The 25173-nt window shown below is 49.7% G+C and carries 19 protein-coding genes; 5 read left to right on the top strand and 14 right to left on the bottom strand.

Annotated features, from left to right (window positions below; genetic code table 11):
• Positions 1–155: 155 nt before the first annotated feature.
• The 10 genes from tssH to tssB all read right to left on the bottom strand — a co-directional run bounded on the left by tssH (position 156) and on the right by tssB (position 12577).
• Entirely contained in the window at positions 156–2858 is a 2703-nt protein-coding gene (tssH, locus tag PsW64_RS07430; RefSeq protein ID WP_063303232.1) for a type VI secretion system ATPase TssH, read from the bottom strand.
• 15 nt (positions 2859–2873) lie between these two features.
• Complete coding sequence (gene icmH, locus PsW64_RS07435) at positions 2874–3692, bottom strand: type IVB secretion system protein IcmH/DotU (RefSeq protein ID WP_208980635.1); 819 nt, start codon at positions 3690–3692, stop codon at positions 2874–2876.
• A complete protein-coding gene (tssK, locus tag PsW64_RS07440; protein WP_082596636.1) occupies positions 3692–5041 on the bottom strand; it encodes a type VI secretion system baseplate subunit TssK in 1350 nt (449 codons plus the stop codon). The genes icmH and tssK overlap by 1 nt, the downstream gene beginning before the upstream one ends.
• A gap of 29 nt (positions 5042–5070) precedes the next feature.
• The gene (gene tssJ, locus PsW64_RS07445; protein WP_057462090.1) at positions 5071–5631 is read right to left on the bottom strand and encodes a type VI secretion system lipoprotein TssJ; all 561 of its coding nucleotides are present in this window, start codon (positions 5629–5631) and stop codon (positions 5071–5073) included.
• 65 nt (positions 5632–5696) lie between these two features.
• Complete coding sequence (gene tagH / locus PsW64_RS07450) at positions 5697–7196, bottom strand: type VI secretion system-associated FHA domain protein TagH (protein ID WP_057462091.1); 1500 nt, start codon at positions 7194–7196, stop codon at positions 5697–5699.
• A gap of 9 nt (positions 7197–7205) precedes the next feature.
• A complete protein-coding gene (gene tssG / locus PsW64_RS07455; protein ID WP_063297241.1) occupies positions 7206–8240 on the bottom strand; it encodes a type VI secretion system baseplate subunit TssG in 1035 nt (344 codons plus the stop codon).
• Positions 8204–9991 (bottom strand): type VI secretion system baseplate subunit TssF, encoded by a 1788-nt coding sequence (gene tssF, locus PsW64_RS07460; RefSeq protein ID WP_063303233.1) that lies wholly within the window; start codon positions 9989–9991, stop codon positions 8204–8206. Before tssF ends, tssG begins: the two co-directional genes overlap by 37 nt.
• 18 nt (positions 9992–10009) lie before the next feature.
• Positions 10010–10468: a type VI secretion system baseplate subunit TssE gene (gene tssE, locus PsW64_RS07465; RefSeq protein WP_208980636.1), complete on the bottom strand. Its 459-nt coding sequence runs from the start codon at positions 10466–10468 to the stop codon at positions 10010–10012.
• 9 nt (positions 10469–10477) lie between these two features.
• A complete protein-coding gene (gene tssC / locus PsW64_RS07470; protein ID WP_063289815.1) occupies positions 10478–11971 on the bottom strand; it encodes a type VI secretion system contractile sheath large subunit in 1494 nt (497 codons plus the stop codon).
• A 96-nt stretch (positions 11972–12067) separates the two neighbouring features.
• Positions 12068–12577 carry a type VI secretion system contractile sheath small subunit gene (tssB, locus tag PsW64_RS07475; RefSeq protein WP_057462095.1) on the bottom strand — a complete coding sequence of 170 codons (510 nt, stop codon included), beginning with the start codon at positions 12575–12577 and terminating at the stop codon, positions 12068–12070.
• A 454-nt stretch (positions 12578–13031) separates the two neighbouring features.
• On the opposite strand from tssB, the gene tssM reads away from it, so the two are divergent.
• Positions 13032–16433: a type VI secretion system membrane subunit TssM gene (gene tssM, locus PsW64_RS07485; protein ID WP_063303235.1), complete on the top strand. Its 3402-nt coding sequence runs from the start codon at positions 13032–13034 to the stop codon at positions 16431–16433.
• Between the two features lie 5 nt (positions 16434–16438).
• Complete coding sequence (locus PsW64_RS07490; RefSeq protein WP_063303236.1) at positions 16439–17863, top strand: TssA family type VI secretion system protein; 1425 nt, start codon at positions 16439–16441, stop codon at positions 17861–17863.
• A gap of 348 nt (positions 17864–18211) precedes the next feature.
• Here the strand turns inward: PsW64_RS07490 and PsW64_RS07495 are convergent, their stop codons facing one another.
• From PsW64_RS07495 to PsW64_RS07505, 3 genes are all read right to left on the bottom strand, one after another.
• Positions 18212–19375 carry a M20 aminoacylase family protein gene (locus tag PsW64_RS07495; RefSeq protein WP_057464580.1) on the bottom strand — a complete coding sequence of 388 codons (1164 nt, stop codon included), beginning with the start codon at positions 19373–19375 and terminating at the stop codon, positions 18212–18214.
• A gap of 76 nt (positions 19376–19451) precedes the next feature.
• Positions 19452–21014, bottom strand: coding sequence for a BCCT family transporter (locus tag PsW64_RS07500; RefSeq protein WP_208980638.1), 1563 nt, complete (start codon positions 21012–21014; stop codon positions 19452–19454).
• 115 nt (positions 21015–21129) lie between these two features.
• Entirely contained in the window at positions 21130–22296 is a 1167-nt protein-coding gene (locus PsW64_RS07505; protein WP_063303237.1) for a M24 family metallopeptidase, read from the bottom strand.
• Positions 22297–22619: 323 nt separating this feature from the next.
• Here PsW64_RS07505 and PsW64_RS07510 point away from each other — a divergent pair, with 323 nt between their 5' ends.
• The 3 genes from PsW64_RS07510 (at position 22620) to dpaL (ending at position 24987) form a co-directional block, all read left to right on the top strand.
• A complete protein-coding gene (locus PsW64_RS07510) occupies positions 22620–23318 on the top strand; it encodes a helix-turn-helix transcriptional regulator (protein WP_014283993.1) in 699 nt (232 codons plus the stop codon).
• Between the two features lie 5 nt (positions 23319–23323).
• Positions 23324–23707: a RidA family protein gene (locus PsW64_RS07515; RefSeq protein WP_057464574.1), complete on the top strand. Its 384-nt coding sequence runs from the start codon at positions 23324–23326 to the stop codon at positions 23705–23707.
• 98 nt (positions 23708–23805) lie between these two features.
• On the top strand, positions 23806–24987 hold the full coding sequence (dpaL, locus tag PsW64_RS07520) for a diaminopropionate ammonia-lyase (protein WP_063303258.1): 1182 nt from the start codon (positions 23806–23808) through the stop codon (positions 24985–24987).
• 47 nt (positions 24988–25034) lie between these two features.
• Here the strand turns inward: dpaL and PsW64_RS28135 are convergent, their stop codons facing one another.
• A complete protein-coding gene (locus tag PsW64_RS28135; RefSeq protein ID WP_244277249.1) occupies positions 25035–25157 on the bottom strand; it encodes a Rid family hydrolase in 123 nt (40 codons plus the stop codon).
• Positions 25158–25173 lie beyond the last annotated feature (16 nt).

The following is a 25173-nucleotide window of genomic DNA, read 5'->3' on the forward strand; positions in this document are numbered from 1 at the left end:
TACGACCAGTAATATCTGGCAAGTAAACAGCGATAGCTTGTGCTCTGGTTGACGCCAACACAGTCTTCAACATCATGGCGCGCAGTTCATTTTCTGACCTGCACGTCATCAATGTCATCAGAGCGTCTGTTGTAGAAGATGCCTCCATATCAATACTAATGCGCCTCTTCCAAAGCGAGGTCTTCGGCTGGTTCCTCGTCAGCATCTGCCTCGTAGGCCGCTGCGAAAGTGAAGCCGTCTTCACCTTCCGGGCTATCAATGGCAATCGCGGAAATCTGTTCACCGCGATGGCCAGCTTCTAACAGTTCAATAGACAACGTAGGCAATAGCTGGCGTTGAATAACCTGATCGACAAGCCGGGCACCATTAGAGGCCACTCGGCACATTTGCGTTACACGCTCATAGGCCTCTTCACTAATGGAAAGCGCAACCTTCTGTGTGTCCTTCAAGAGCTGGATGAGATCAGCAAGACGCATTTGCACAATGTCTGCCAGTACTTCTTCAGATAGTGGCAGGTAAACCAATGGTTCCATCCGCGCGAGGAGTGCGGGTTTAAAGTGCTGCGCAAAGAGCGGTGTAAGAGATTTCAGCATCGAGCCATGGCTTGGAACCTGACCATCTTCGGCACTTGCAACCCAGTTCTCAATCTGGTCTGAACCAAGATTACTGGTCAGGAAAAACACCACGTTGCGGCAATCGATAAGGCGCCCTTCCCCATCAGCAAGCTCTCCCTTATCGAATGCCTGATAGAACAAGTTAAGCACGTTCGGGTCGGCTTTTTCAACTTCATCAAGCAGCACGACAGAGTAAGGCTTCTTGCGAATAGCCTCTGTCAGCACACCACCTTCTCCATAACCGACGTAACCGGGAGGTGAGCCAATCAACCGGGAAACCGTGTGACGCTCCTGATACTCAGACATGTTGATGGTGGTAATGAACTCTTCGCCGCCGAACAATCGGCGAGAGACCTCCAGGGCTGTCTCTGTTTTTCCGACGCCTGAAGGTCCAGCAAGGAAGAACACACCAAGCGGTTGGCCTTTTTTGTGCAGGTCAAGCCGCGATGCACGCAAGCGCGCTTCAATGGCATCAATGGCGTGGTCCTGACCTTTGATGGCTTTCTTCATAGTTTCAGCAAGGGTCAGTAGACGATGGTAATCATCCTGCACCATGGAGTTGATCGGAATACCTGTCCAATCGCTTATGATTGCAGCAATCTCTGAAGGTCCAACTTCTACCGAAATCAGAGGCTCGGCCCCAGCTTCTTCAATAAGCGCGTTTTTGTAACCGGCAAGATCTGCCCGAACTTGCTCTAAAGCAGCCTCATCAAGCGTTTCTGGTTGCTTCTCGAACAGATCCTCACGGGCCGAAATGAAGTTCTCAGCCAGAGTGACTTGTGTCTCAAGACGTTGTGAAAGCTCTGCTTTGCGCGCTTCAAGCTTATCCAACTGGTCTGCGATCACCTCCAGTCGCTCCAGTTGCTCAGGCTCCAATGGGCCTGTGTGCTGGTCGCGCTCCAAGCCTTCTCTTTCCCAACTCAAGGTTTGGAGGCTCTGCTCAACATCTTGCAGCTCAACAGGTGGCGTATTGGCCCCAGCCCGGACGCGAGCGCAAGCCGTATCCAGCACATCAATCGCTTTGTCTGGAAGCTGACGGCCAGTGATGTAACGCGCTGCAAGGCGAACAGAAGCGCCAATCGCTTCCTCGGTGATGTAAACACCGTGCGCATCTTCGTAGGCTTTTTTGAGCCCACGCATGATGATGATCGCTTCATCAATGGTCGGTTCATCCAACTTCACCAATTGGAAGCGACGGGTCAGTGCAGGGTCTTTCTCAAAGTACTTTTTGTACTCAGACCATGTTGTTGCGGCTATTGTTTTCAGCTCGCCTCTGGCCAGAGCAGGCTTCAGTAGGTTCGCAGCATCAGAACCACCTTGATCACCACCAGCTCCAATCAGAGTGTGTGCTTCATCAATAAACAAAATGATCGGCTCAGGACTGGAGCGGACTTCGTCGATCACACCTTTCAGGCGCTTTTCAAATTCACCCTTCATAGACGCGCCAGCTTGCAGCGCTCCGATATCCAGTCCCCAAAGAGGGACATTGGCGAAGTCTGCCGGGACTTCACCATTTGCAATGCGCAGGGCAAGACCTTCTGCCAGTGCGGTTTTACCTACACCAGCTTCACCAACACAAATCGGGTTGTTCTTACGGCGGCGGCACAAGATTTCGATAATCTGGCGGATCTCATTATCGCGGCAAAAGATCGGATCGATCTTTCCATCTTTCGCAAGCTGAGTGAAATTGGTGCCGTATTTTTGAAGAAAGCCGTCTGCCCCCTCTCCTGCACCTGATGTTGTCCCCGGCATGGCACGGTGATCTTTTTCGAAAGAGCCAGCCGTCAATGCTTCGAAATCACGCAGCAAAACATCAGATGAGACGCGCTCGAGCAGCGGGTAGTAGTCCATCTGCATATAACGGCCACGCTCATTGAGCAGGGCAATGAGAACAGCGCCAGAGCGGACGGTTTTCTCACCTTGCTCAACGGAGGCAATCAACCATGCATCCTGCAAGAGGTCCTGAAGCAGCGGTGAGAACGTTGGCGTGCGATCAGCTTCAACTCTGCGATATCGGTTGAACGTCGCACGAAGGGCTTCGTTCAACTTGTCTGCATCTACACTCTGGCTTTGTACCAGTAATCTAATATCCACCGCAGGTTGTGAAACAAGTGAAATGAGGAAATGCTCAATTGTCACTTCCTGATGCGAGTTCGAAACGCATAAGCTGGCAGCTTCTTCAATTGCCTGACGGCAGCATAGGTTGAGACGCTCGATCAGCGCCTTGATTTCCAGTCGAGCCATACTCGATCTCCAAAATTAAAGCATTTCACGCAGCTGAGTGACGACCCCATCGGTGTATTGGTCTATCTGCCAATAAAACCCGGCGTAGGTCAGCGCGCATAAAATAAAAAGGCTAATCCAAACAAGAGAAACAGGTGTATGCCAATGAACGACATGCGCTTTCTCAATCACTTTGTTCTCTGATTGACCAAGTTCGAAATTCCCCTCACCCCGCTCCTGCCGGATGACGTGGTGAACATCACGCATGATTTCTTCGAGCTGCAGCTTGCCATTGTGCATCACTCTATACTTGCCTTCGAAACCAAGCCCGAGCAGCAAATACAGGAACTCAATCAACTCAATATAACGAACCGGATCCCTCATCAGACGGCTGAGAACTATAAAAAATTTCTCACCGCCCCAGGTTTCGCTATGAAACAACGCCAGCAAACTGCGCTCGGACCAGTCGGAATTCTGCCCCCAGGGAGAGCACATCACCGCCTCATCAATTGCAGAACACAGGCAATAGCGGTGCGCCAGAATGGTGGCACGATCAAAACCCTCACGTTGAAGCTCCAGCTCAAGGGATTCAATCTCAGCCCGAACATCCTTGTGCAGATAGTCTAGCTTGTTGTTTTCAGAGACTTCCGGAATGCGTGAAATCAAGGCAAGCAAGGACTGGCTTGCATCAATGATTTTATTGATGCTGTGCCCACGCATGGGGAAACTGATGTGCTGCACTGGCCTTGGAGAAACATCCTTCAAATTCTGAGGCACTGTTTCAGCACTTGCAATTGGCGCGTCTTCAACAACTTCAGGATCACCAGAGTCAAACAGATTTGCAACTTCACTCATCATGTCGTCCTTTCATTGCGGATAGCCCAGAACTGCAGCTGCAAATCAGCAAACTCACCCGCGATGTGGAAGGCAAAGCCACTTGCGTTTTCAATGTATTGCCAACCTGCGGAGTTGGCATCCAGCTGGAAGTAGGAGAACCCTGCATGATACGGCAATTGTCGCGGCGGAGAAGGAAGCCTTTGAAGCACGACCCCGGGCAAATGCAGATGGATCAACTCGCGAATGCGCTCAATAGACGACACTTTGGTTTGCGCCGGGAACGACTTTGCCAGTTCTTCCAGCTCCATACTGGCTTTCACTGCAACAACAAAAATTGCTGAGTTCAGAAGCGACCGATCACTAAGCGGTGACGTGATGATGCCGTACTTCTGCTTGTTCAGCGGTAGTGCGATTGCGTTTGCTTCAAAGATGGTCGATAGCGACTGGCGTAAAGAGCTAATCACTGGATCGAAGCAAATCTGCGGTTCTTCATGATGGTAGGCTGGCCACGTTGTTGGCATGCGTTGTTCATGCGTAAACGTTGCCAACTCTCCGGCCGCCCCAGAAAACATCTTATAGAGCTCTTTTGGGTGCACGCCTTTGAGGGAGGACATGTGCCGGAATTCCGGCCATAAACGGTTGATCGTCTGTAGCATCAGGAAGTCAGAAACATCCGAGACACCTCGCTGACCCGGTGTACCCATGCGGCTTGAAATGTGAGAGGCACGCTGGCGCAGCAGTCCTACGAGATCGTCAAGGGTTTTGCGCAGGCGGGGCTGAGCATCAATGGTTGAGGCCATTGGTAAAAACTCATCATCCAGCACCACGCTGCCGTCTGAGTTCTTGTTCCGGATACGCGTTAGGGGCAGACACGTGAAAGCAGAACGGTCTTCACGTTCGAGCATCAATCGCAGGCGGTACTGAGCCACATCCACCAGAAACGCCTCTGAATCTGAACTGGTGTTGTTGCGCACATCCTGAGAGAACGCACGCATCCGCGTCGCATCCTGAGGGTTGAGCGGGTCTTCTACTTCGGGAACACCGTTTGAGCGCAATGGCAAAGCCAGATACACCATCTGCCCGACGACGTTTTCACCGCTGACATCCAAAGGCGCAGGCGCCATTGTTTCGCCAGGCACATCAATCGTTGTACCGTCGGGGAAAATTCCCAGCGCATAGTCAACCAGCAGCTTACCGTGCAGCAGGCTTTCCTTATTGATCTCCAACCGGCTCACCCCGTGCTGATAAGGATCAATCGCCTCGCTGCGAGAGCGGATAAGATGCTCTAAATATCGTTGTTGCTGCTGAAAATGGTGGGGCTTCAAAAACAGACCATCCCGCCAAATTACATGGTTTCGCAGTGACATAATCTAAATAAACCTATTTGCTCTCAAACCTACCGATGAAGGTTCGTGATAATTTTTTTTCTGCTGATGACAGCAAGCAGCTTGTAAGTTTCTCCCTTGGGCTTGACCTGCTCGACGACGCGCCAATCGACTTTTTCAGGCTTCGCATAGCCACCCACAAGACCAATGAAAACAGTGTCTTCGTCCAACTCCAGTTCACTCACGACCTTGGATTCACCGGGCATGACCTGAACCTCCTTCACATCTATGAAGGTGGTTCCAAGAGCGTTCTCATAGTCTTCGGTTGCCTCTTCAAAAGAGGATTGCAGTAACTTGCCATCGTCACCCAGTTGGAAGACCCAAACATCAATCGGCACGCTCTCACCCAGATCATTCTTGTTCGATCCTGGCTCTGAGAAAATGGTCACATCAATCAGTGTCGGCTGGTCCTTAGGCTCTCCAACCGGAATGCCTGGGTCCATGACAACCTTGAAAACCTTCTCAGGAATTTTCTGTGCTTCGCATGCACTCAACGCCAGCAGTGCAACTAGTGCAAAGGCAAGATGGAAGCCCTTTTGCAGGAGCGCGTTTAGTGTCCAACCCCAGTTCATCGTATGCCTACCGCCTCATTCTTCCCAAAGCTGGACACCTTCAAATCTTCGCTAGCCATCAAACGTCACTCAGCTGCATACAAGTGCTGGCTCCGCATTTCGCGGTCATAAACTTGCCGGAAGATCTCCCAGAACATGCGCGTCAATCCGCGTTGGCGACCAGAGCGCATTTCCTGGTAGTAATGCTCGTACATCTGCCAATTCCAGCCATCCAGATCGCCAGTCCGCGGGGCATGTCCTTTGTAGCGTGCAAACCGGTTTTTCAGGTTCTCAGGAGAAAGGCCGAGGAGAACCGCTTCCAGAGCTTCATCCGCTGCAATACGGCTTGCCTTCTCATGCAGTTCAATCTGCATCAGACTCTCTTCAATGGCAGAGGGAGCGTTCAAATGAACAGGGCTTTGAACAAGCAGAAGGTCTTCAATCGCCTGCTCAGGGCTTTGAGCCAGTCGGATCGGGTTATCTTCCACCGGATGCAGGTGAGTGTCGTTCATTGACGAACGGTCTTCCCACTGCTGCGTATGAATGGCCATCAACCCAGCAATTGCCGTTTTCAAGGCTGCGCCAACATCCTGAGTGATACGGTTCGCCTCAGGCAAACTCATGTTGCCGGCCGGTAGTCCCAGTGCTGTCAGAAGAGGTCGCAGCACCACATGATCTACCATGCCCTCTTCTCCGGATTCAGAAAGAGCAACGGAACCATGCCAGCTTTCGGTCTCCTGAATATCGCTGACCAACATTTCTTGCCCGCCCGAGTTCGTCAGAGACTCAAGATAGCTGTCCATATCCGGATCAACCGGCTCTGTACCTGTATTGGTCATAGTATGGTTTCCTTTCGCTTGGGGCATGATCATCAAACGGTGATGTGCTTGAGGATCATCCACACCCAGTGCCTTACCGCTGTTTTCAGGCTGTAGCCCCAGAGTGCTCAATAAGTCCTCGTCCAACTCTTGTTGGTCGGGCTTGCTGTCATGATTTAATTGAGAAAGCGGATCTTGATTGCCTGGCAGGCCTTCATCATCCTGCTGGTCAAGAACCTCTACAGGATCACATGCAAGGGCACCTGCCCGCTGATTGCCTGCAAAGAAATCCTCACTAAGGTCACTCTCCAACCGGTCCGCAAGGATGTATTCGATGTTATCTTGTGTGTGCTCGTCTTCATCCTGCAAGCGTCCGGAAACAATTGTGTCTATGGCTGCAAAGCGACCAGCCCACTGCTCGCTTTGGTCTTCCAGCTCACTACCTTCAGCAACCACATAAGTGGTCAACTTGAATGCCCCAACCTTCCAGACATCACCGTCAGAGACACGAAATCTCTGGCCCGTTGGGATTGGCCGATTAGAACCATTTACGATGATGCCTTCATCACTCACGGCTTCCGCACAATAAACACCGTCTTGAAAAAACACGCGTACATGCTCGCGAGAGACAGAGTTGCGCCTATCCAGCAGCTGCCAGTGACACTGTTCACCAGAACCGATGTTTCCGCCTGCCTTGTCAAATGTGGCAGTGGCTTTACTACCGTTTTCAAGCGTAGACGTGTTGTTGATGACCAGGACCAGTTTCATACCACCCTCCTACAACCGCGCAGAGATCAGAACTTCGCGCGAGCGTCCATCACCCTTGTCAAGAAAGGTTGACCAACCCAGTCGTCCTTCATATTCGTCGGTAAGCATGACCGGTGACGCTTGGTTTTCCGCCAGTTCCAACTTGATGTCGTAGGCATGTTGATCACGCAGCATGAACTCCACCAGATCTCGCAAGGCCTTGTAGTCTCGTCCATGAGGGAGGAAGTCCTGAAAACGTTCAAAGCTCAAATTCTTAATGAAGATATTGAATTTGCTGGAGATATCAGAGACGCTATCTCCAATAATGGTGTCTTCACCCAGCAACATGTTGTGCTGACCCAGCTCAGAGCGTTGTCCTTCGGGAATATCTACTCTTCGTTGAACCCATTCTTCCACTTCCACTTCTTTATGAAAAAAGGCGTGAGACACGACACTTGCGATCGCAGCAGGTGAACGATTGCGAGACGCCAGAACGCCTGCGAACGTAAGCAAGCGTGCCCAGTTGATGGGTGATTTTTGCCGCGACTCCCGATCTGATAATCCAAAAACGCAGAACACCCATTGCGAGAATGGATCCAGCGCACCCGGCTCATAACGCACATAGAAGCGGTACTTGCGCATGGAACGGTGTAAGAGACCAACCAGACGATTATGGAAGAAATCAAAGAACCCCTTCATCAAGGAGCCTTGCGCATCATATTTGGCTATGACCTCTTGATAATAAGAGGGCAATGGCGAGCTTGAGCCGTGCAGACCGAGAAACGTCACTTCCATATTGAAATCGACATAGTCGACCGGTTCGACGTTCGTCTCCTGATCACCCTGTCTTTCAATGCTGGCGATATCAGACAGCGGAAAGCCAAGCGAATGCATGACGCTGAAGTTGATCTTCTCATCTTTCGGCAAAAGATGCGTACCAACTTCATTGCGCTCATCATAACAACGCTGGATCAGCTCAACAGCTTGGAAGAATGACCAGCTGCGAGCATTAAACTGTAGGTCGCCTCTTAAATCAGAGGTTGTCGCCCAATTTTCGCTGGCCATTGATAGACTTCATTGTTTTGTGTTCCATTCACGATGAGTTCGTGGAACGAATTGACACTTGAATAGAGAGAAAAGAATTCTGCGAGCACGCTGCAGAACAAGAACATTTCGCCCTCGCTCTGGAACGCGTCTTCGCTGAGAGACATGACAGTTTTCAAACCTCGAACGGCCTGCCCTCGAAATAACTTGTCGACCGGTTTCGTCTCGATGGAAATGATGCCATCAATACGCTGCTTACTGACACGCTCGTCCTGCCTGTTCAGGCGAGCCTGAAAATCGTAGGTCGCAATCACGGTCTTCAGAGCTTCTTTTTCAAGCAATGAAACGTAATTGAGAGAAAGGTTGGAGATCAGGTTCCAGTAAAGCGATCCATCCAGCGGTGGATAGACTGGTGCACTGGGCTGGCTCAGGTTCTTAAATGTCACGAAGCTCGGCGTTTCACCTGTCGGCTCACGCACATCACCTGCGCCCAATTCCATGGCATGTTTGGGATGGAAACACTTCAGGTCAGCAGAGAGAACTTCATGTTCTGGAATGGCGCGCTCATTGTCATGGCGCACGAATGAAACCAGATGCTCCATACCGCGCTTACCCAACGCTTCACGAAGTCTCAAACGATAATAAATCTGGGTTAGACCATCCGCACGCTCGACCTCATGATGGAAAGATTCAAAGGAGGGATACTCGCGTAGATGAGAACCGCTCGTTGGATCCTTCGCTGCTCTCCAGCTCATGATCCGATCGATGGAGAAAATGTCTATGGCACCGCGACCATTTGCAGTCGGCCGGATTGGATACCGCATCTGACTATGATCGATTTTCATCGGCTCAGCATCATAGTCGAACAAATTTACTGCAGGAACGCAGTAAAGGCGGAACGTGCCAGGACGCACTTTCACATCAGGTGGCAAAGGTCTGGAAAAAGTGAACTCTAATGAGAAATCTGTTTCTTCACGATTGCGGAAAAAGGGCTCTAGTCCATCGATATCATAGCACTGGAATTTCGCAGGAAAGACAAAATATTCCTGCAAGAGCCGGTAGCCCTCATAAGCAGAATTCTCATTGGGCAGCAATGCCTCTGAGCCGCCAAAACCTCCCGGCTCCAGTGCTGAGGCTGGAAGCTTGTAACGGCTAACACCGTCTTCATTGTCCCCATCAGCACGAAAGCAAACCGTGACGTCTTTCAGGTATCGGCCCATCCACAAATAAAGCATCTGGGCGGCGACTTCATCGCCAGCAATCCATAGACGTAGGTCATTAAAACTCAACCGGGACAGAGGCAGGCCCGACAATGTCTGGAACTGCAATGTCAGAACAGTGCTTTCGCGAGAGCGCTGAACATCCTGATCGACAATATCGAGCGGATAGACCGTTACGTCTGCTGTTGTCTGAAAGGGACAGACAATACCATCAACAGGGCGAGACAAGATCTGCGAGCCCGACGGCAATACCTGACGCTCTGTTATCGCTTTTTCGACGGGGACCATCTGCATGAGTGTGGTTGATGGAAATGCCCGTAGGAAATTCGGAATAAGCAACTGCACGAGTGAATGGGTAAGCTCCGGAAGCTCGTCATCCAGCTTTTCGCGCAATTTTGACGTTAAAAACGCAAAGCCTTCCAGCAGCCGTTCCACGTCTGGATCCGTGGAGGCATCAGACAAATATTTTGACAACCGCGGATTGCGTTCGGAAAAAAGCCGACCGCTCTCTCGCAGATAAGTCAATTCGTCTTGAAAGTATGAAGCTTTCACAGCTGGTTGCCTGCTTGACTAAACAATATGAGCGACATGCCCATCTTTCATAAGAATATCGATTTGCACCTGCTCCCCCTGGCTTAAGGCTGGCATGAGCAGAGTTGCCTTGAACCGCAGTTCTAATGGGCGGTCAGGGTCACGAACGAAATGGACTGACCGCACCTGAACGCGCGGTTCATATTTTTCAATGCATTGGCGGATAGAGGCCGCAATATGTTGCGTAAGGTCGTTTGTCGCCACGCTGGACAAGTTGAAATCAACCAGTCCCAGATCTGGTGTAGCAGCAGAAGCCCCTGCTCTCGCATTCAACAGCTTGGCTAGATGACGCTTGATAGAGTTTACTTTTGCTTCCAACAGATCGATGTTCTGAGGAGGAGAGATCTCCTCCTCATCAGCAATCAAACGCTCGAACAAACTGCCACGCGCTGTACGAAGCCTGCTGTCCCAAACAACGGGTTCATCGCGCTTTCTCATGGGCAGCCCTTAGCTATCCTTGTCCAGCTTACCAACGAGCGACAACTCAAAATTCGCTCCCATGTATTTGAAGTGCGGACGCACTTTCAAAGACACCTGGTACCAACCCGGATCACCTTCTACATCAGAGACGATAACCTCTGCTGCACGCAGTGGACGACGTGAACGTACATCTTGAGGTGGGTTTTCCTGATCAGCTACATACTGCCGGAGCCAGGTATTGAGCTCACGCTCCAGATCTTCACGCTCTTTCCATGACCCGATCTGTTCGCGCTGTAGCACTTTAATGTAGTGAGCAAGGCGGTTGACGATCATCATGTAAGGAAGCTGAGTGCCAAGCTTATAGTTGGTCTCCGCTTCTTTACCTTCCTTGGTGTTCTGGAAGATCTTTGGCTTCTGAGCAGAGTTTGCGGAGAAGAACGCCGCATTGTCAGAGCCTTTGCGCATTGTCAGTGAAATAAAACCTTCTTCGGCAAGCTCAAATTCACGGCGATCTGTAACCAGAACTTCCGTTGGAATTTTCTCTTCGAGCTGACCAAAGGCTTCAAACACATGTACCGGCAAGTCGTGAACAGCACCACCTGATTGCGGACCAATGATATTTGGACACCAACGATACTTGGCAAAACTCTCTGTCAGGCGGGTTGCCATCAGGAATGAAGTGTTACCCCACAGATAGCTCTCATGCTCTTCTGTCACGTTCTCATTATAGACGAACGCATCCACCGGATTTTCTTCCGCATCATATGGCATGCGAAGCAAAAAGCGTGGACATGTCAGGCCAACGTAACGGGAGTCTTCACTCTGACGGAAGCCCATCCATTTGCGGAAACGCGGCCCTTCATAGATGGAGAACAGATCTTTCTGCGCAGGCAGATCCACGTACTCATCAACGTCGAACATTTTCGGACCAGCTGCCGCAATAAACGGAGCATGGGCCATTGCACCAACGGAGGCAGTAAACTGAAGCAGCTTTACATCGCGGGCACCAGGACCAAAGTCATAGTTGGCAATCATTGCGCCTACAGGCTCGCCACCAAACTGGCCATACCCACTGGAGTAGACGTGTTTGTAAAGGCCAGATTGTACGACTTCCGGGCTGGTTTCAAAATCTTCCAGCAACTTGTCTTTAGAGACAGAAAGCACATCAATCTTGATGTTCTCACGAAAATCTGTCCGGTCAACCAGCAGTTTCAGACCGCGCCAGGCAGACTCGAGTTCCTGAAATTTTTCATCATGCAGAACTTCATCAAGCTGCGCTGATACTTTCAAGTCCAGCTCTGCAATCATGCGGTCAACCAATACGCGGTTGATCCGCTGGTCAACTTCCTGGCTCGCAAGGAGGTCAGAAATAAACGCTTCAACGCCTTTACGCGCTATGGAATAGCTTTCTTCGTCTTCAGGGCGAATGCGGGTCTCTTCCATGATCTGGTCAAGAAGAGAAATCGCGGCCCCCGAACCGGCAACATCTGGCTGGCCGGTAGAAGCTGATACATCTACCATGTCATCACATCCATGTTTTTACTTTGAAATGTACTTGCGGATCAAAACGAACGAGCTCCGCAGTTGTTTATAAAATCTATTGATAATGACGTAGTGTCAGCTGTTCTCTTCCTGAGACGAAACCACTGCATCCAACTCTGAAAGAAGCTTCTCACGCTGCTCTTTATCTTGTAGCAGCTGCTCTAGTCGGTTGCGGAACGCAGGAATATTTCCAAGCGGCCCTTTAAGAGCAACAAGAGCCTCACGCAGATCGATTAGCTTTTTAAGCTCAGGAATTTGCTTCACGATAGAATCTGGCTCGAAGTCTTTCAGCCCTTCAAACTTCAGATTGACCGCGAGCTGTGCGTCTTCTTCCTCAACAAGCGTATTTTTGACCGTTAGCTCACGCTCCAGCCCCGCTTCTTTCATCACCGATGCGAAGGTATTCTTATCAACTGAAAGCAATTCGCGCTCTTCAAGAGGCGTATCGTCTTCTTTGCCGTTGTAATCACCCAACATGACAAGACGCAACGGCAGTTCGACTTCTTCCTGTTGGTCACCAGTTGCAGGAACATAGCGAATATTAATCCGCTCTTTGGGTGCAACAGAACCTTCCTTGCCAGCCATTAGCCTTCCCCACTCTTCTTAACAAAACTGAAAACATCTTAGAAACTACCTAAGATTGTACTTAAATTGAAAATTGAAAACTTTAGCGTCAATTCGACTCTAAATTTCCCTTAGGCCTATCGGAAAGAAAAACAGACGACAACCCAAAAGTAAAATTTCCGTTATTAGACTTTAGTAATATTGATTAGCAAAGTAAATATTTCGAGAAAAAAGATTACATTGCCTGAAAATGCGATTCGGCTTGATTAATACGAACCAGAGAAACGTAATGATAATTAAAGCTCTCTCAATAATCAAAACTATACTATTATCGATTTTTAAATTAACTACATCATATATATTTATAAGCTCGATATTTCTAATTTTACTCGTTTTAAGTGTATTTTTGTTCAGGGATTTCATATTTTCCTTTGAGGCCTCAGGCGAAAGAAAATTAATCTATAGCGCTCTTGCGATGGCAGTGTTTTCCATAATTTGGGGTGCCAGTAACTTAATTTATGTAAGCATAAAGAAGAAAAAAGGTGATTTAAGTAAAAATAAAGACAAAAGAGAAAAACCCAAAACACCTGATCTATCTTATCTCAATGAGTTCGAGCGTGGCTTCAACCAAGCGCTGCAGACCATCAGCAGAAACTGGGCGGGCAAGGGTTCTCGTAAGAATGGAAAGAACCTTTACGCCCTACCTTGGTTTGTCGTCTTGGGGTCACCCAGCTCAGGTAAGACATCCCTTGTTGTTGAATCGAATTTGAAGTTTCCACTTGCACATCTTTTCTCTCAGGAGGACGCCAAGCATGTACAACCGACAAAAGACGTTGATTGCTGGGTAACTGATGAGGCGGTTCTGTTCGACGTTGCCGGGCAGTTTGTTGAGCATGTGAACGGAAAGCAATCAGACACCCAGGAAACGCATTACGCAGGTTTGTGGCGCCGTTTTCTCAAACTTTTACGCGACAACCGACCACGCAGGCCCATTAACGGCGTTGTCTTATGTCTCGATCTGTCAGAACTCATTTCACTCTCCTCCCAAGAGCGAGCCACCAAAGCTGCGCTTATTCATGCTCGCTTGAGCGAAATGACAGAAGTGCTGGGCACGCGCTACACCGTCCATGTCGTACTTACCAAGTTCGACCTCATCGATGGTTTCCATGAGTTCATTGGATGTTTGCCCACAGCAGAAAGGGCAAAGCCATTTGGCTTTACATTTGATCTTCATAGTGGTCGGGATCAAGACAAGTGGTTAGACGAGTTTAATGCAGCTTTTGCCAAACTGCTGGAAAACCTCAATCATACCACTGTCGATCGTATCTCAGATATTCGTTCAGCACACAAACGTCGCCAACTCTATCTGTTCACCCGTGAGATGGCTGGCTTAAGTACAATTTTGGGTGGCTTCCTTGGTAAAGCCCTGCATCAAGACAAGTTTTCAACCGCCCCTCATATTCGGGGCATCTTCTTCTCATCAGCCCGGCAGGAAGCCATCCCAACAAATCCTGTTTTGCAGGCAACCTCACAAAAGTACGAAATAGCGCCGCCAATCCTGCCCATTCACAGTGGCCCATCCAAGCAGTACTTCTCTTCCGCCCTGTTTGATCAGGTGGTCTTCAAAGAAGCGGGGCTTGCTGGCGACAATATCAAGATTGAACGCGCGAAGCGTTTCGCCCTCATCGGCTCAGGCCTTGCGGCTTCATTGTTGTATGTCGGCTTTCTCAGCGCTTACTGGATGGGTTACGAAAGCAACCGCGCACGTGCAGATCAGGTCGTTGATATCACTGAGAGCTTTGAAGAGCTGCTCCAACAAGGACCAGCACAAAACTCTAACGCGTCCGGGCAAAATTATATTCGCTCTCTTGGAGCCCTTACATCGGCAAGCGACATTTTTGGCAATTACCGCAGTCGAAACTGGCTTATGTCTCAGCTTGAGCTTTATCAGGGACACAAAATCGGCCCGGAAGTTGAGAAAGCATATGTCGACATGCTCGCACGCTACTTTCTCCCAGAAGTGGCAGCATACGTGCGAGATGAGATCGCAAAACTTGGAGAAAATGAGACCGGTAGAGACAGCAATGAACGCCTTGAAGCTTTGCGCGTCTATCTCATGCTGGGAGATGCGTCGAGACGAAATGAGCTGCTGGTCAAAGCCTGGATGGAACAGAAATGGCAAGAGCAGTTTGAAGGTGATTTAAAGCTGCAAAAAGCTCTTCGTGATCATCTGGTCTTTGCCATTGAGACTGCAGGGCTAGAAGCCGCACTCGACAAAGATCTGGTGGAAACCTCCCAAAGAGACTTAAGAGAAGTTCCGAGAGACCTCCGCCTTTACCGCAATATAGAACAGGTCAGCGACAGACAGCTTGCCTCATCAGTCAATTTCCGAAATGATATCGGACCTGCTTACAACATCGTTTTTGATGGCACCAGGAGCAGCAGCGGAAACGATCAGCCGATTGGGGTGAAAGAGTTTTTCACAAAAGACGCTTATCTGGACTATTTCGTGAAAATGAATGATGGCCTTTCGGTCGTTGCTGTTGAAGATGCATGGGTCGCAGATGAGCGCGATACGGTTGAGTATTCTCAAGCCGACCTGAAAGAATTCCGTCGCAAGATCGTGTCCCGCTATGCGACCAATTACATCTCCAGTTGGAACACCGCGCTGAACCGTTTGGAAATTACTGATTTCAGAAATCTGGATCATGCGGTTGATATTCTTGAAACCCTGACTGGCCCAGACCGACCGCTGAACCGGCTCATCAACCGCGTCAAAAGTGAAACTGAGATCTATGAAGGCAAGCTTATCGAGCTGAATGCCGAACAGGCCGTGGACTCTGACCTTCCCTTCGATATCTACCGCGAGCAAGGACTGCGTGTCCGTCGGGCATTTTCCAATTTGAACGGCTTGGTTGAAGCAGAGGAAGGCGAAAAAGCCTACCTGGAAGATCTGGATGCTGCACTCAACACACTCTACGAATACCTCAAAGACATCCGACAAGCAGGGGAGCGCTCTGGCGAGGTGGCCCTTGCACGCGCGAAGGCTAGGATTGACCTGCAAGGAGAGGACCCGATCTATACTCTCAAACGTATAGGTGTTGATCTGCCAAGTCCATTGAACCGCTTCTTCGCAAAATTGGCGGACCAAAGCTGGAAGGTTCTGCTGCAGGAAGCCAAGAAGGAACTGCAGCGCAGCTGGAATGAAGAGATTTATGCAGACTATAATCTGAACTATGCTCAGCTCTATCCATTCAACAAACAAGCTGAGCAAGAAATACCGCTTGAAGAGTTTGAGAGTTTCTTCGGTCCCGGTGGCAAAATCGAGACATTCTATAAGAAAAACCTCATCGTATTTGTTGATGAAGCAACGGGCGAACCCAAAACCATCGATGGCCGCCACTTAGCCATCGAAAAGGATTTCCAGGACAACCTGAAGATCATACTGGATCTGCGCAGAAGCTACTTTAACTCCGAAGGGCTCATTGGCGTTGAGTACAATATTCAGCCTGTGGCTCTTGCAGCCAAACTGCGTCGTGCTGTGATGAATATTGAAGGGCAGATCATTTCCTATTCACATGGGCCAAGGCGTCCAATCCGCGTGATTTGGCCTAACGTCCTTACGAATGAGGCAGAGAGCAGCCTTTCAGTCTTCCCTGCAGGAAGAGGTCGTCCGCATACAGTTACGTTCAAAGGGCCTTGGTCTGGTTTCCGACTGCTGGACTTTGCTACAACGAAGGGCTTTGACAGCAATGGTGCACTGATTGAATTTAGTTTCGACGGTCAAATAGCAACTTATTCACTGCTTCACAAAGGTGCTAGTTCGCTCGCACGCAAGCAACCATTGTCCGGTCTTATCCTACCAGCAAAGATGTAACTCTTATGACCGCATCAGAAGCAAAATCAGAAGAGGCAGCTCCGGCTGCTGCTTCTCTTTTCGTAACATCCTACGACGACCTCGCCAAAGCCGTCCTTTCCCCCATTTCAGATAGGTTTGAAGACGACATTGAAGATCATCCAGACTTTGACGCCGTCAGTGATGAGTTGATGAAACGCGGCACCCTCTCTCACGGCTCGATCGACTGGAGTCTGGTAGAGCGGGAAGCGCTGCAGTTGTTGCAAAACACTCAAAAAAGTCTTGCAGTTCTGGAGGCTGTTCTGCTCGCCCGAATGACGCGGAAAACACGCGGGGCTTTGACCAGTTGCATCCGAGGCCTTGATGCCTGCTTAACAATGCCAAGAGCAGACCTCTGTCCAAAAGAAACTCGAAGATTTGATCTCATCCTACGCCGTATTTGCGGTTTATTCAGCATGGATGCGTTACCCGGCAAGCCCGGCACAGAAGCTGAAAAACTGGATGATAGCCTTGCTCGCCTGACCAAAAACGAACTCTTGCTTGAGCACGGCCTTGTAAAAGACTTTCGTGTGCTTCAGGAGAGACTTGAGCTTGAAAAGAAGCAGACGGAGAAAGAGAAAGCGCAGACTGCTGCCGGATCCTCTGCATCAGGAGATGGAGCAAAAACGGGGAGTATCGGTTCCGCAACTCCGATGGATGCACGTTCCTTTAAACGCACCACCGCTGAGATATGCACACTCATCTTTCAGGAAGATCCATCCCTTCCCTTTATCTACCAGCTGCGCCGCCATGCATGCTGGCAAGAGATAACAGGTGCGCCTCAAATAACATCTGAGTCCAAAACTATTATTCCTGCCGTATCAATAGATACCTGCGACAAGTATCGCGATGCACTCAAGCAAAGCAATGCAGATATAGCAATCATTCACCAGTTAGAAACAACGCTGTTCTCTATGCCATTTTGGATTGAAGGCCAGTTCATTTCAGCTCAATTGGCTCTCAAAGCCGACCACATACAAGTCGCTAATGCCATCACAGAGAGCACCCAAGAGTTCATAGGCCGGCTCCCGGAACTTCGCGAACTGTCCTTCAACGATGGCACCCCCTTCATAGAAGGAGAAACGGCGGAATGGTTAAACTCAAAGCCTACGCACGCAGACATGCCTGCACAGGCAGATAACCAGCAGGAAAGCAAAGGTCTCACAGACTTTGTTGGCAATCCAAGATTAGCCTCAAAATGGAATGGAGAGTATAAATCACAACGCTCCCCACGCCAAAAGGCCTTCATGGAACTTGCTATGCTGGAAGATCTCGCAGGCTCCGGCTTCTCCGCCCTCGTCTCCGACCAAACACTGCGCCTACAAACATCCGTCGAAGAAACATCCATAACCGACTGGGACCCCGAATTCTTCAAGCGAGCCGCTGCCCTTACACGCAAGAGTCGAAAATAATGAATAACCCACCGACAACATTCATTACCGAATGCAAACTCGAACCAAAGTGCGGGCTTTGCACTCCAAAAACTAGAGACTACCATTTATCTCGAGTCCCCTAAGATATCTGGTGTGAACAAAACTATCTCACTTTCCCGTCCATATTCAAATAGAGGAACTGAAGAAAGTTTCATTTAGAATTTAATTAATGTGTGAGCATGGTAATAACTGCATTTCATCTCATGAGTATAGATTGCTACACGCACAGGTCCTTTGGAATAGAAAAATTAAACCGTGACCTCCCTGCTTCTCATTCTGGGAGGAAGGAAACAGGGAGGTTGGGTGGGAGCTGGTTGTGGCTGATAGTTAGGCGTTAGCTGGGAGTTGGTCTTTTACGAGTTCGGTCCAAAAGCGGGCGCCGGTCATAAGGATGTTGTCGTTGAAGTCGTAGAAGGGTTTGTGGAGGGCTGTGCCGCCTTTTTCGCCTACTTTTCCGTTGCCGACGAGAATGTAGCAACTTGGGACTTTGCGTTGCATGTACGAAAAATCCTCTGAAATTGTGAAGGGTGGAGCTTCACCATCTACGTTTTCTTCTCCGGCGATTGCTTTGGCAACGCGAACGGCAACAGCCGTTTCCTTTGGCGTGTTGATCGTGGAGAGGAATGTGTTGGTGAACTTATATTTGTATTCAACGCCGGCTGAAACACACTGACCAGCAGCCACTCTTTCGATGGCAGCTTCAATCTTTGCCAGCGCTTCATCAGTAAAGCAGCGGGTGTCGCCTTTGATAGTTGCGGACGATGGAATAACGTTGGTTGTGCCGTTGGTGGTGAACTCCGTCACCGAGATCACGGCAGGTTCATGAATTGAACTCAAATTACGGCTGGTGACCGTTTGCAGGGCCAATATGATCTGCGCGCCAACCACGATTGGGTCAGTACCCATGTGAGGCATTGCAGCGTGACCGCCTGTCGCGAGGATCTCGATTTCAAAGCCACTTTCCGATGCCATGATCGAGCCCGGATTGGTTACAAAATGGCCTTCCGGAACGCCCGGCAAGTTATGCATGGCGTAGATGGCATCCATCTTGAAGCGGTCAAACAGGCCATCTTCGATCATTGCTTTTGCGCCGACGCCGTGCTCTTCACCCGGCTGAAAGATGAAATAGACCGTACCATCGAAATTCTTATGCCTGGCGAGCTCATGAGCTGCGCCCAATAGCATGGTGGTGTGTCCGTCATGACCACACGCATGCATCATCCCATCGTTTTGGGATTTATAGGCGAAGTCATTTTCCTCGGTGATTTTGAGGGCGTCCATGTCTGCACGCAGGCCAATTGTGCGATCGCTATCACCGCATTTAAGCACGCCAACCAAGCCGGTGCGACCGATATTGCGGTGAACTTCAATGCCGAATTCTTCCAGCTTCTGGGCGATGAACTCGGATGTTTTCACTTCTTCAAAGCCAAATTCTGGCATTTGATGCAAGTGTTGGCGCCACGCAATGACTTGTTCTTCGATTTTGCTCATTGAAGTTCCCTTACCTCCTTTAAGAAACTTACAAGGAGGCAGCCCTGGAGCGGCTGCCTCTTCGCTTTATTTGTTTTTATTCGGCAGCTTGTTTGATTGCTGGCACGTCTTCTTCCGCTTGCTTTTCATCAGCAAATTCTTCACGGAACATCTTGAATGTACTGATCATTGCTATGAAGAGCACAAACATCAATGGCAGAGCGAAAATCAAACTGATGGACTGCAACAGATCGATACCAGATTTTGTTGCCAGCATCAGTGTCAAAGCCATAGCACCCTGTGCAATGGTCCACATAACCTTCTGCTTATTGCTTGGGTTCAGGGAACCATCTTCACTCATGGAGCTGAGTGTGAAGGTTGAGCTGTTCATGGATGTGATGAAGCAGGTGAACAGAGCGATCACAACACCAATGGAGATGACGGTACCGAGTGGGAAGTCTTCCAGTACGATGAAGGTTGCAGCTTTAGAAGACGCTGCTGCAGCTTCAAGCGCTTCTGGAGAGGCTTCAAGGCCGATTGTGCCGAAGAACGCAACCCAGAGGAAGATACCGAGGCATGGCAGGATCATGGATCCAAGGATGAACTCACGGACTGTCCGGCCTTTAGAGACACGTGCAATGAACGGACCAACAAACGGCGCCCAGGCAATTGCCCATGCGTAGTAGTAGATTGGCCAGCCACCGATCCACGAGGTTTCTTTATCTGCAGCGAAGGTTGGCAACATCAACGCATCAGTAAAGAAGTCGTTCATGTAGTTACCCATTGTATCAAAGTAAACATTGATCATCTGGGTGGTTGGGCCAAGCGCGCCGACGAGTACAATCAAACCAACAAGAAGGTAGGCGTTGTAATCGGAAAGGATCTTGATGCCTTTTTCAAGACCAGTGGTGGTGCACAAAATGGTGATGACTGTGATGGCACCCACAAGAATGATTTTTGTCAGAGGACCATCCGGCGTGCCGATCAGGTAAGAGGAGCTGATGGACAGGGACAGGCCAGTTTGACCAAGAGAGGTAGAAATACCTGCGATGGCGCCAAACACACAAACCAGATTGATCAGTTTGCCCCAGCCACCATTTGCTTTATCACGGCCCCATGGGAGCAAAATGTTACTGATCAGGCCGCTTTCGCCTTTACGGTACATCAGATAACCGAGGATCAGACCAACCACAGAGAATGCAGCCCAGGCCTGAATGCCCTGGTGAATGAAGCTCTGCTTCATCGCAAACTCAGCTGCTGCCGGTGTTTGTGCAGCAATACCGGTTGTCTCTAACGGGTTCATGTAGTGGTAAACTGGTTCTGCAACACCCCAGTAGAGCATTACTGTACCCATACCAGCGGAAAACAGCATCGCAATCCAAGAGAACGTGCTGAATTCTGGCCTGGAATCGTCCGCTCCGAAGCGGATATTGCCGTATTTACTGAAGGCGAAGAAGAACATCACCATGACATAGGCAAAGGAGCCTGCCATATAGATCCAACCGAATTTATCGGTCAGATAGTTCATGGTGCTTACACCCACATTAAACAGCTGATCTGGGAACAGGATCCCTGACAGAACCACGACAACAATGAATGTCATCGTGCTGGCAAAGAGCATCTTACCTTGTTTTAGTTGTTGTACAGCTTGGTTACTCATAACTCTCCCCTGAGTTAACCGCTACAGCGCTAAGGATAAGCAATGCCGAAGCAAATTATCCTGACTGCATAGGAGGGAAGCCGTCTCCCTGCCCCGAGGGGACGGCTCATGCTTGTTATTTAATGATGATCATTTCCGGTGCAGCACGCTCAGTGAGCCACTCTGCGCCGTCTTCTGTGATGACGATGTTTTCCTCATGAACCATCTGCTTTCCTGGCGCGTAGTTCATGCCCGGTTCCAAAGTCAGAACCATGCCCGGCACAAGCAAAGTGTTGTCGGTTGCTGTGTGAGATGGGCGCTCTGTCAGCTCCATGCCAAGACCGTGGCCAATGCGGCCTACGTCATTACCAAGAGCACCGGCAGCTTCCAGGACACTCCACATTGCATTGTAGATGTCTGTGGTCGTGTTGCCCGGCTTGGCGGCTTCAAAGCCTTTGGTTGTTGCTTCCCATGTTGCGCGATAAGCAGCAAGCGTCTCTTCACTTGCAGAGCCAAACGCCCAGTTGCGGTCAAAATCTGAGAAGTAACCATCTCTGACTGCACCTGTGTCGATGATGAGAACATCACCGTCATTCAGCACGCGGTCTGTTGGGCCCATGATGATGCTGTCATAACCATCGGGACCGGACCCTGCGATAATGTAAGGGCACTCATCCGCACCTGCACTCAGCATATCAATTCTGAACTGTTTGCAGATTTCCCGCTCGGTCATTCCAGTTTTTGCGTAGTTTGGAATGAGGTCGAAGGCTTGATTGGTGATACGGCAGATTTGGCGGGTCTTGCTGATTTCAGCTGCGGATTTGATCTGGCGAAGATTGTGAATTGCAAGCGCAACGTCAACAAATTCTGATTCAACCTTGTCACGTAGTTCCAGGAAGTTGTTTGTTGGCATACGCAGGTAGGATTCAATCCCAAGCGTTGCACCCACACGACCGTACTTTTTAGGCAGGTCATTCATGGCCTTGGCAACCAGAGAAATGCCATCGTCCTCAGGGCATGGTGATGCCCAGGTACGGATATCATCGATCCATGTTGCCGCCATTCCAGTGGCGCCAATCTCTGGAATAACCGCGATTGGCTTGCCTTCAAGAGGCACAATCAGAAACCATGGACGTGTTGGACTGTGCCAAAACTGAGTGAAGAAACCAGAGAAGTAGCGGACATTGGGTTCTGTCGTGAAAAGGACAGCGTCCACTTTTTGCTCATGCATCACCTTTTGCAGGCGTGCTGTCCGGCTTTCAAATTCTGAAACTTCAAAGCCCCTCAAAGAAAACTCTGACATGATGTGCTCCCGTTTTATGACAGAGTGGCCGGACCCGAAATTGCAAATTTGTGAACGCAAATGGGTTCAACCAGTCTTTGAGTTACATATTTAATACAATATCATTTCAGTCAACAATATTAGACTGTAATAGGCATTCATACATATATATTTCTAGATTTCCGTCCTCTTTAGTGGATAAAATATCAGTACCATTACGCATTTCGGCTCAAAATTAGCATTTACAGTTAAATGAAGTGAACTTTTCATTGCAAACACCGGGAAACGTGGTTACCAACACAAGGAACCTATTACGTATTCAGGCGAGCTTTGAGAAAACAGCTATGATCAACCTCAATGACTTCACAAATGTAGAATGTCTCTTTGAAGATGATGATGATCGTCTTGCAAACTACTTTCGCATTGCAGAAACAGTCGCGGATTTGATCGGGCCACACTGTGAGGTTGTGGTGCATTCTCTCAAAAACCTGGAAACATCTGTTGCCAAGATCGTCAACGGACACATGACGGGTCGGACGATCGGGTCTCCCATAACAGACCTCGGTTTGAAGATGCTGCGGGTTTATCAGGAGACAGGCAATCTGACACCGAAAGCCTACTTCACGCATAATGCTGAGGGACAGCTGCTAAAATCAGCAACGACGATTATCCTTGGCGCTTCAGGCAAACCGATTGGTTTGTTCTGCCTGAACATCAATCTATCCCTGCCCTTCTCAGAGATCATCAGCACGTTCACTCCAGATGCTGCTGAGGTTGCAGAGAAAACAACACCAGAGCGCTTCAGCACCAACTCAACTGAGGTCATTTTGGGTGCCTTGGAACAGGCGATCAGAGATGTGGAGGCAGACCCATCGGTGACACAAAAAGCCAGCAACAAGGCTGTCACCAAACTGCTTCTTGAACGCGACATTTTCGAGTTCAAAGAAGCAACCGTGCTTGTGGCGGAAAAACTCGGGATCACGCGACATGCCATCTACAAGTACATCCGAGAATCAAAAACTCAGATCACTAGCAAAGAGTAAGTAAAATGAAAAAGTTAGTTGCTACAGAAAACGCTCCAGCTGCAATCGGACCGTATTCTCAGGGAACTGTTTTAGAGAACCTCGTTTTCACCTCTGGCCAATTGCCGCTTGATCCAAAAACAATGGCATTCCCTGAAGGTGGCATCACCGAGCAGGCCAGAATGTCACTGGCCAACTTGAAGGCTGTGTTGGAAGAGGCTGGTGCTGGTATCGACAGCGTGGTGAAAACCACATGTTTCCTCGCTAAAATGGAAGACTTTGCAGCGTTCAACGAAGTTTACACGGAAGTCTTTGGCACTGAAGGTGCACCTGCGCGCTCTTGCATCCAGGCAGGCCGCCTGCCGAAAGACGCGCTGGTTGAAGTCGAAGCAATCGCGTACGTCAAGTAAGCTGCACGACACTCCTGTTGCTGCGCTCTGAGATAGAGTTCCCCACTCTCTTCGAGCGCAGCTCTCCTCCCCTTGCCCAAGCTGTTGAAGAGACCAAGATGCTTAAGATACGCAGCAATCGTTTCCGCACAGGTGAAACCAGTCCACTGTTCACGACTGAAGTTGCAGAGAAAACGCGTGAGTTTCATAGTCAGATCCAAGGTTATGAACCAACTCCCCTCACCAGCCTTCCCGCCTTAGCAAAGGTGCTGGGCGTCAAGGCGATTTACGTGAAGGATGAGTCTCATCGTTTCGGACTAAATGCCTTTAAGGTGCTTGGTGGCTCCTATGCCCTTGGTCGCTTGCTTGCGAAGAAGCTTGATCTCGATATTTCGGAAATCGACCTACAGACTGTTTCTCAAAAGTTTGAGCGCCCTATGGTCTTTACAACAGCAACTGCTGGCAACCATGGGACCGGTGTCGCATGGGCTGCGCGCGCTATGGGACAAAAGGCTGTTGTTTACATGCCCAAAGGTTCACCTCAGTCAGCTGTCGAGCGCATCCGGGGTTTGGGTGCAGACTGCATTGTGACCGATGTGAACTACGATGACACCGTTCGACTAGCGAATAAAACAGCGGAAGAGAACGGCTGGGAGCTTGTTCAGGACACTGCCTGGGATGGCTACGAAGAGATACCAACCTGGATCTCCCAGGGTTACATGACGATGGCTGGAGAAGCAGCTGACCAACTCGCCAAGCTGGACGATGCTCAACCAACTCACGTTATGCTTCAGGCTGGTGTCGGAGCTATGGCAGGCGGTGTTCTGGGCTATCTTGCTGATGCGTACGGACCTGAGAACTTCACGTCTGTGATCAGCGAGCCGCGCGCTGCAGATTGCCTTTATCAATCTGTTTCCAGCGAGAATGGTGAGATGACTGCGGTTGAGGGTGACCTGACCTCTATTATGGCTGGTCTGGCCTGCGGTGAACCAAACCCGATCACATGGCCAATCCTACGGGACTGTGGCGATCATTTCATCTCAGCCACAGATAACATTGCCGCCACTGGCATGCGTATTCTTGGCAATCCGCTCAAAGGGGACCCTGCGATCACAGGCGGCGAGTCCGGTGCTTTGAACATCGGCCTGCTATACGCGATGAAGTCAAAAGCAGAGTACGCCGAACTGGCACAAAAAGCTGGTCTCAACGAAGAGAGTGTTGTGTTGATCTTCAACACCGAGGGCGACACCAATCCTGAACGTTACAGAAAAATCGTCTGGGAAGGCGCCTTGCCTCTTTAACCGTTTAAATTACCCAAACAGGGCCATTGCTCTGTTTGGGTCTTTCCTTAAAGCGCTGCGAGCACCAGAACCTCGATTTTGTAGTGAGGTTTCGCCATGCGGGCCTCGACACAAACTCGTGTTGGGGCTGCATTGAGATCAGCGACCCACTCATCCCAGACGTTATTCATCCCATCATATTCACGC

Source organism: Pseudovibrio sp. W64, assembly GCF_001623145.1.
Classification (GTDB): domain Bacteria; phylum Pseudomonadota; class Alphaproteobacteria; order Rhizobiales; family Stappiaceae; genus Pseudovibrio.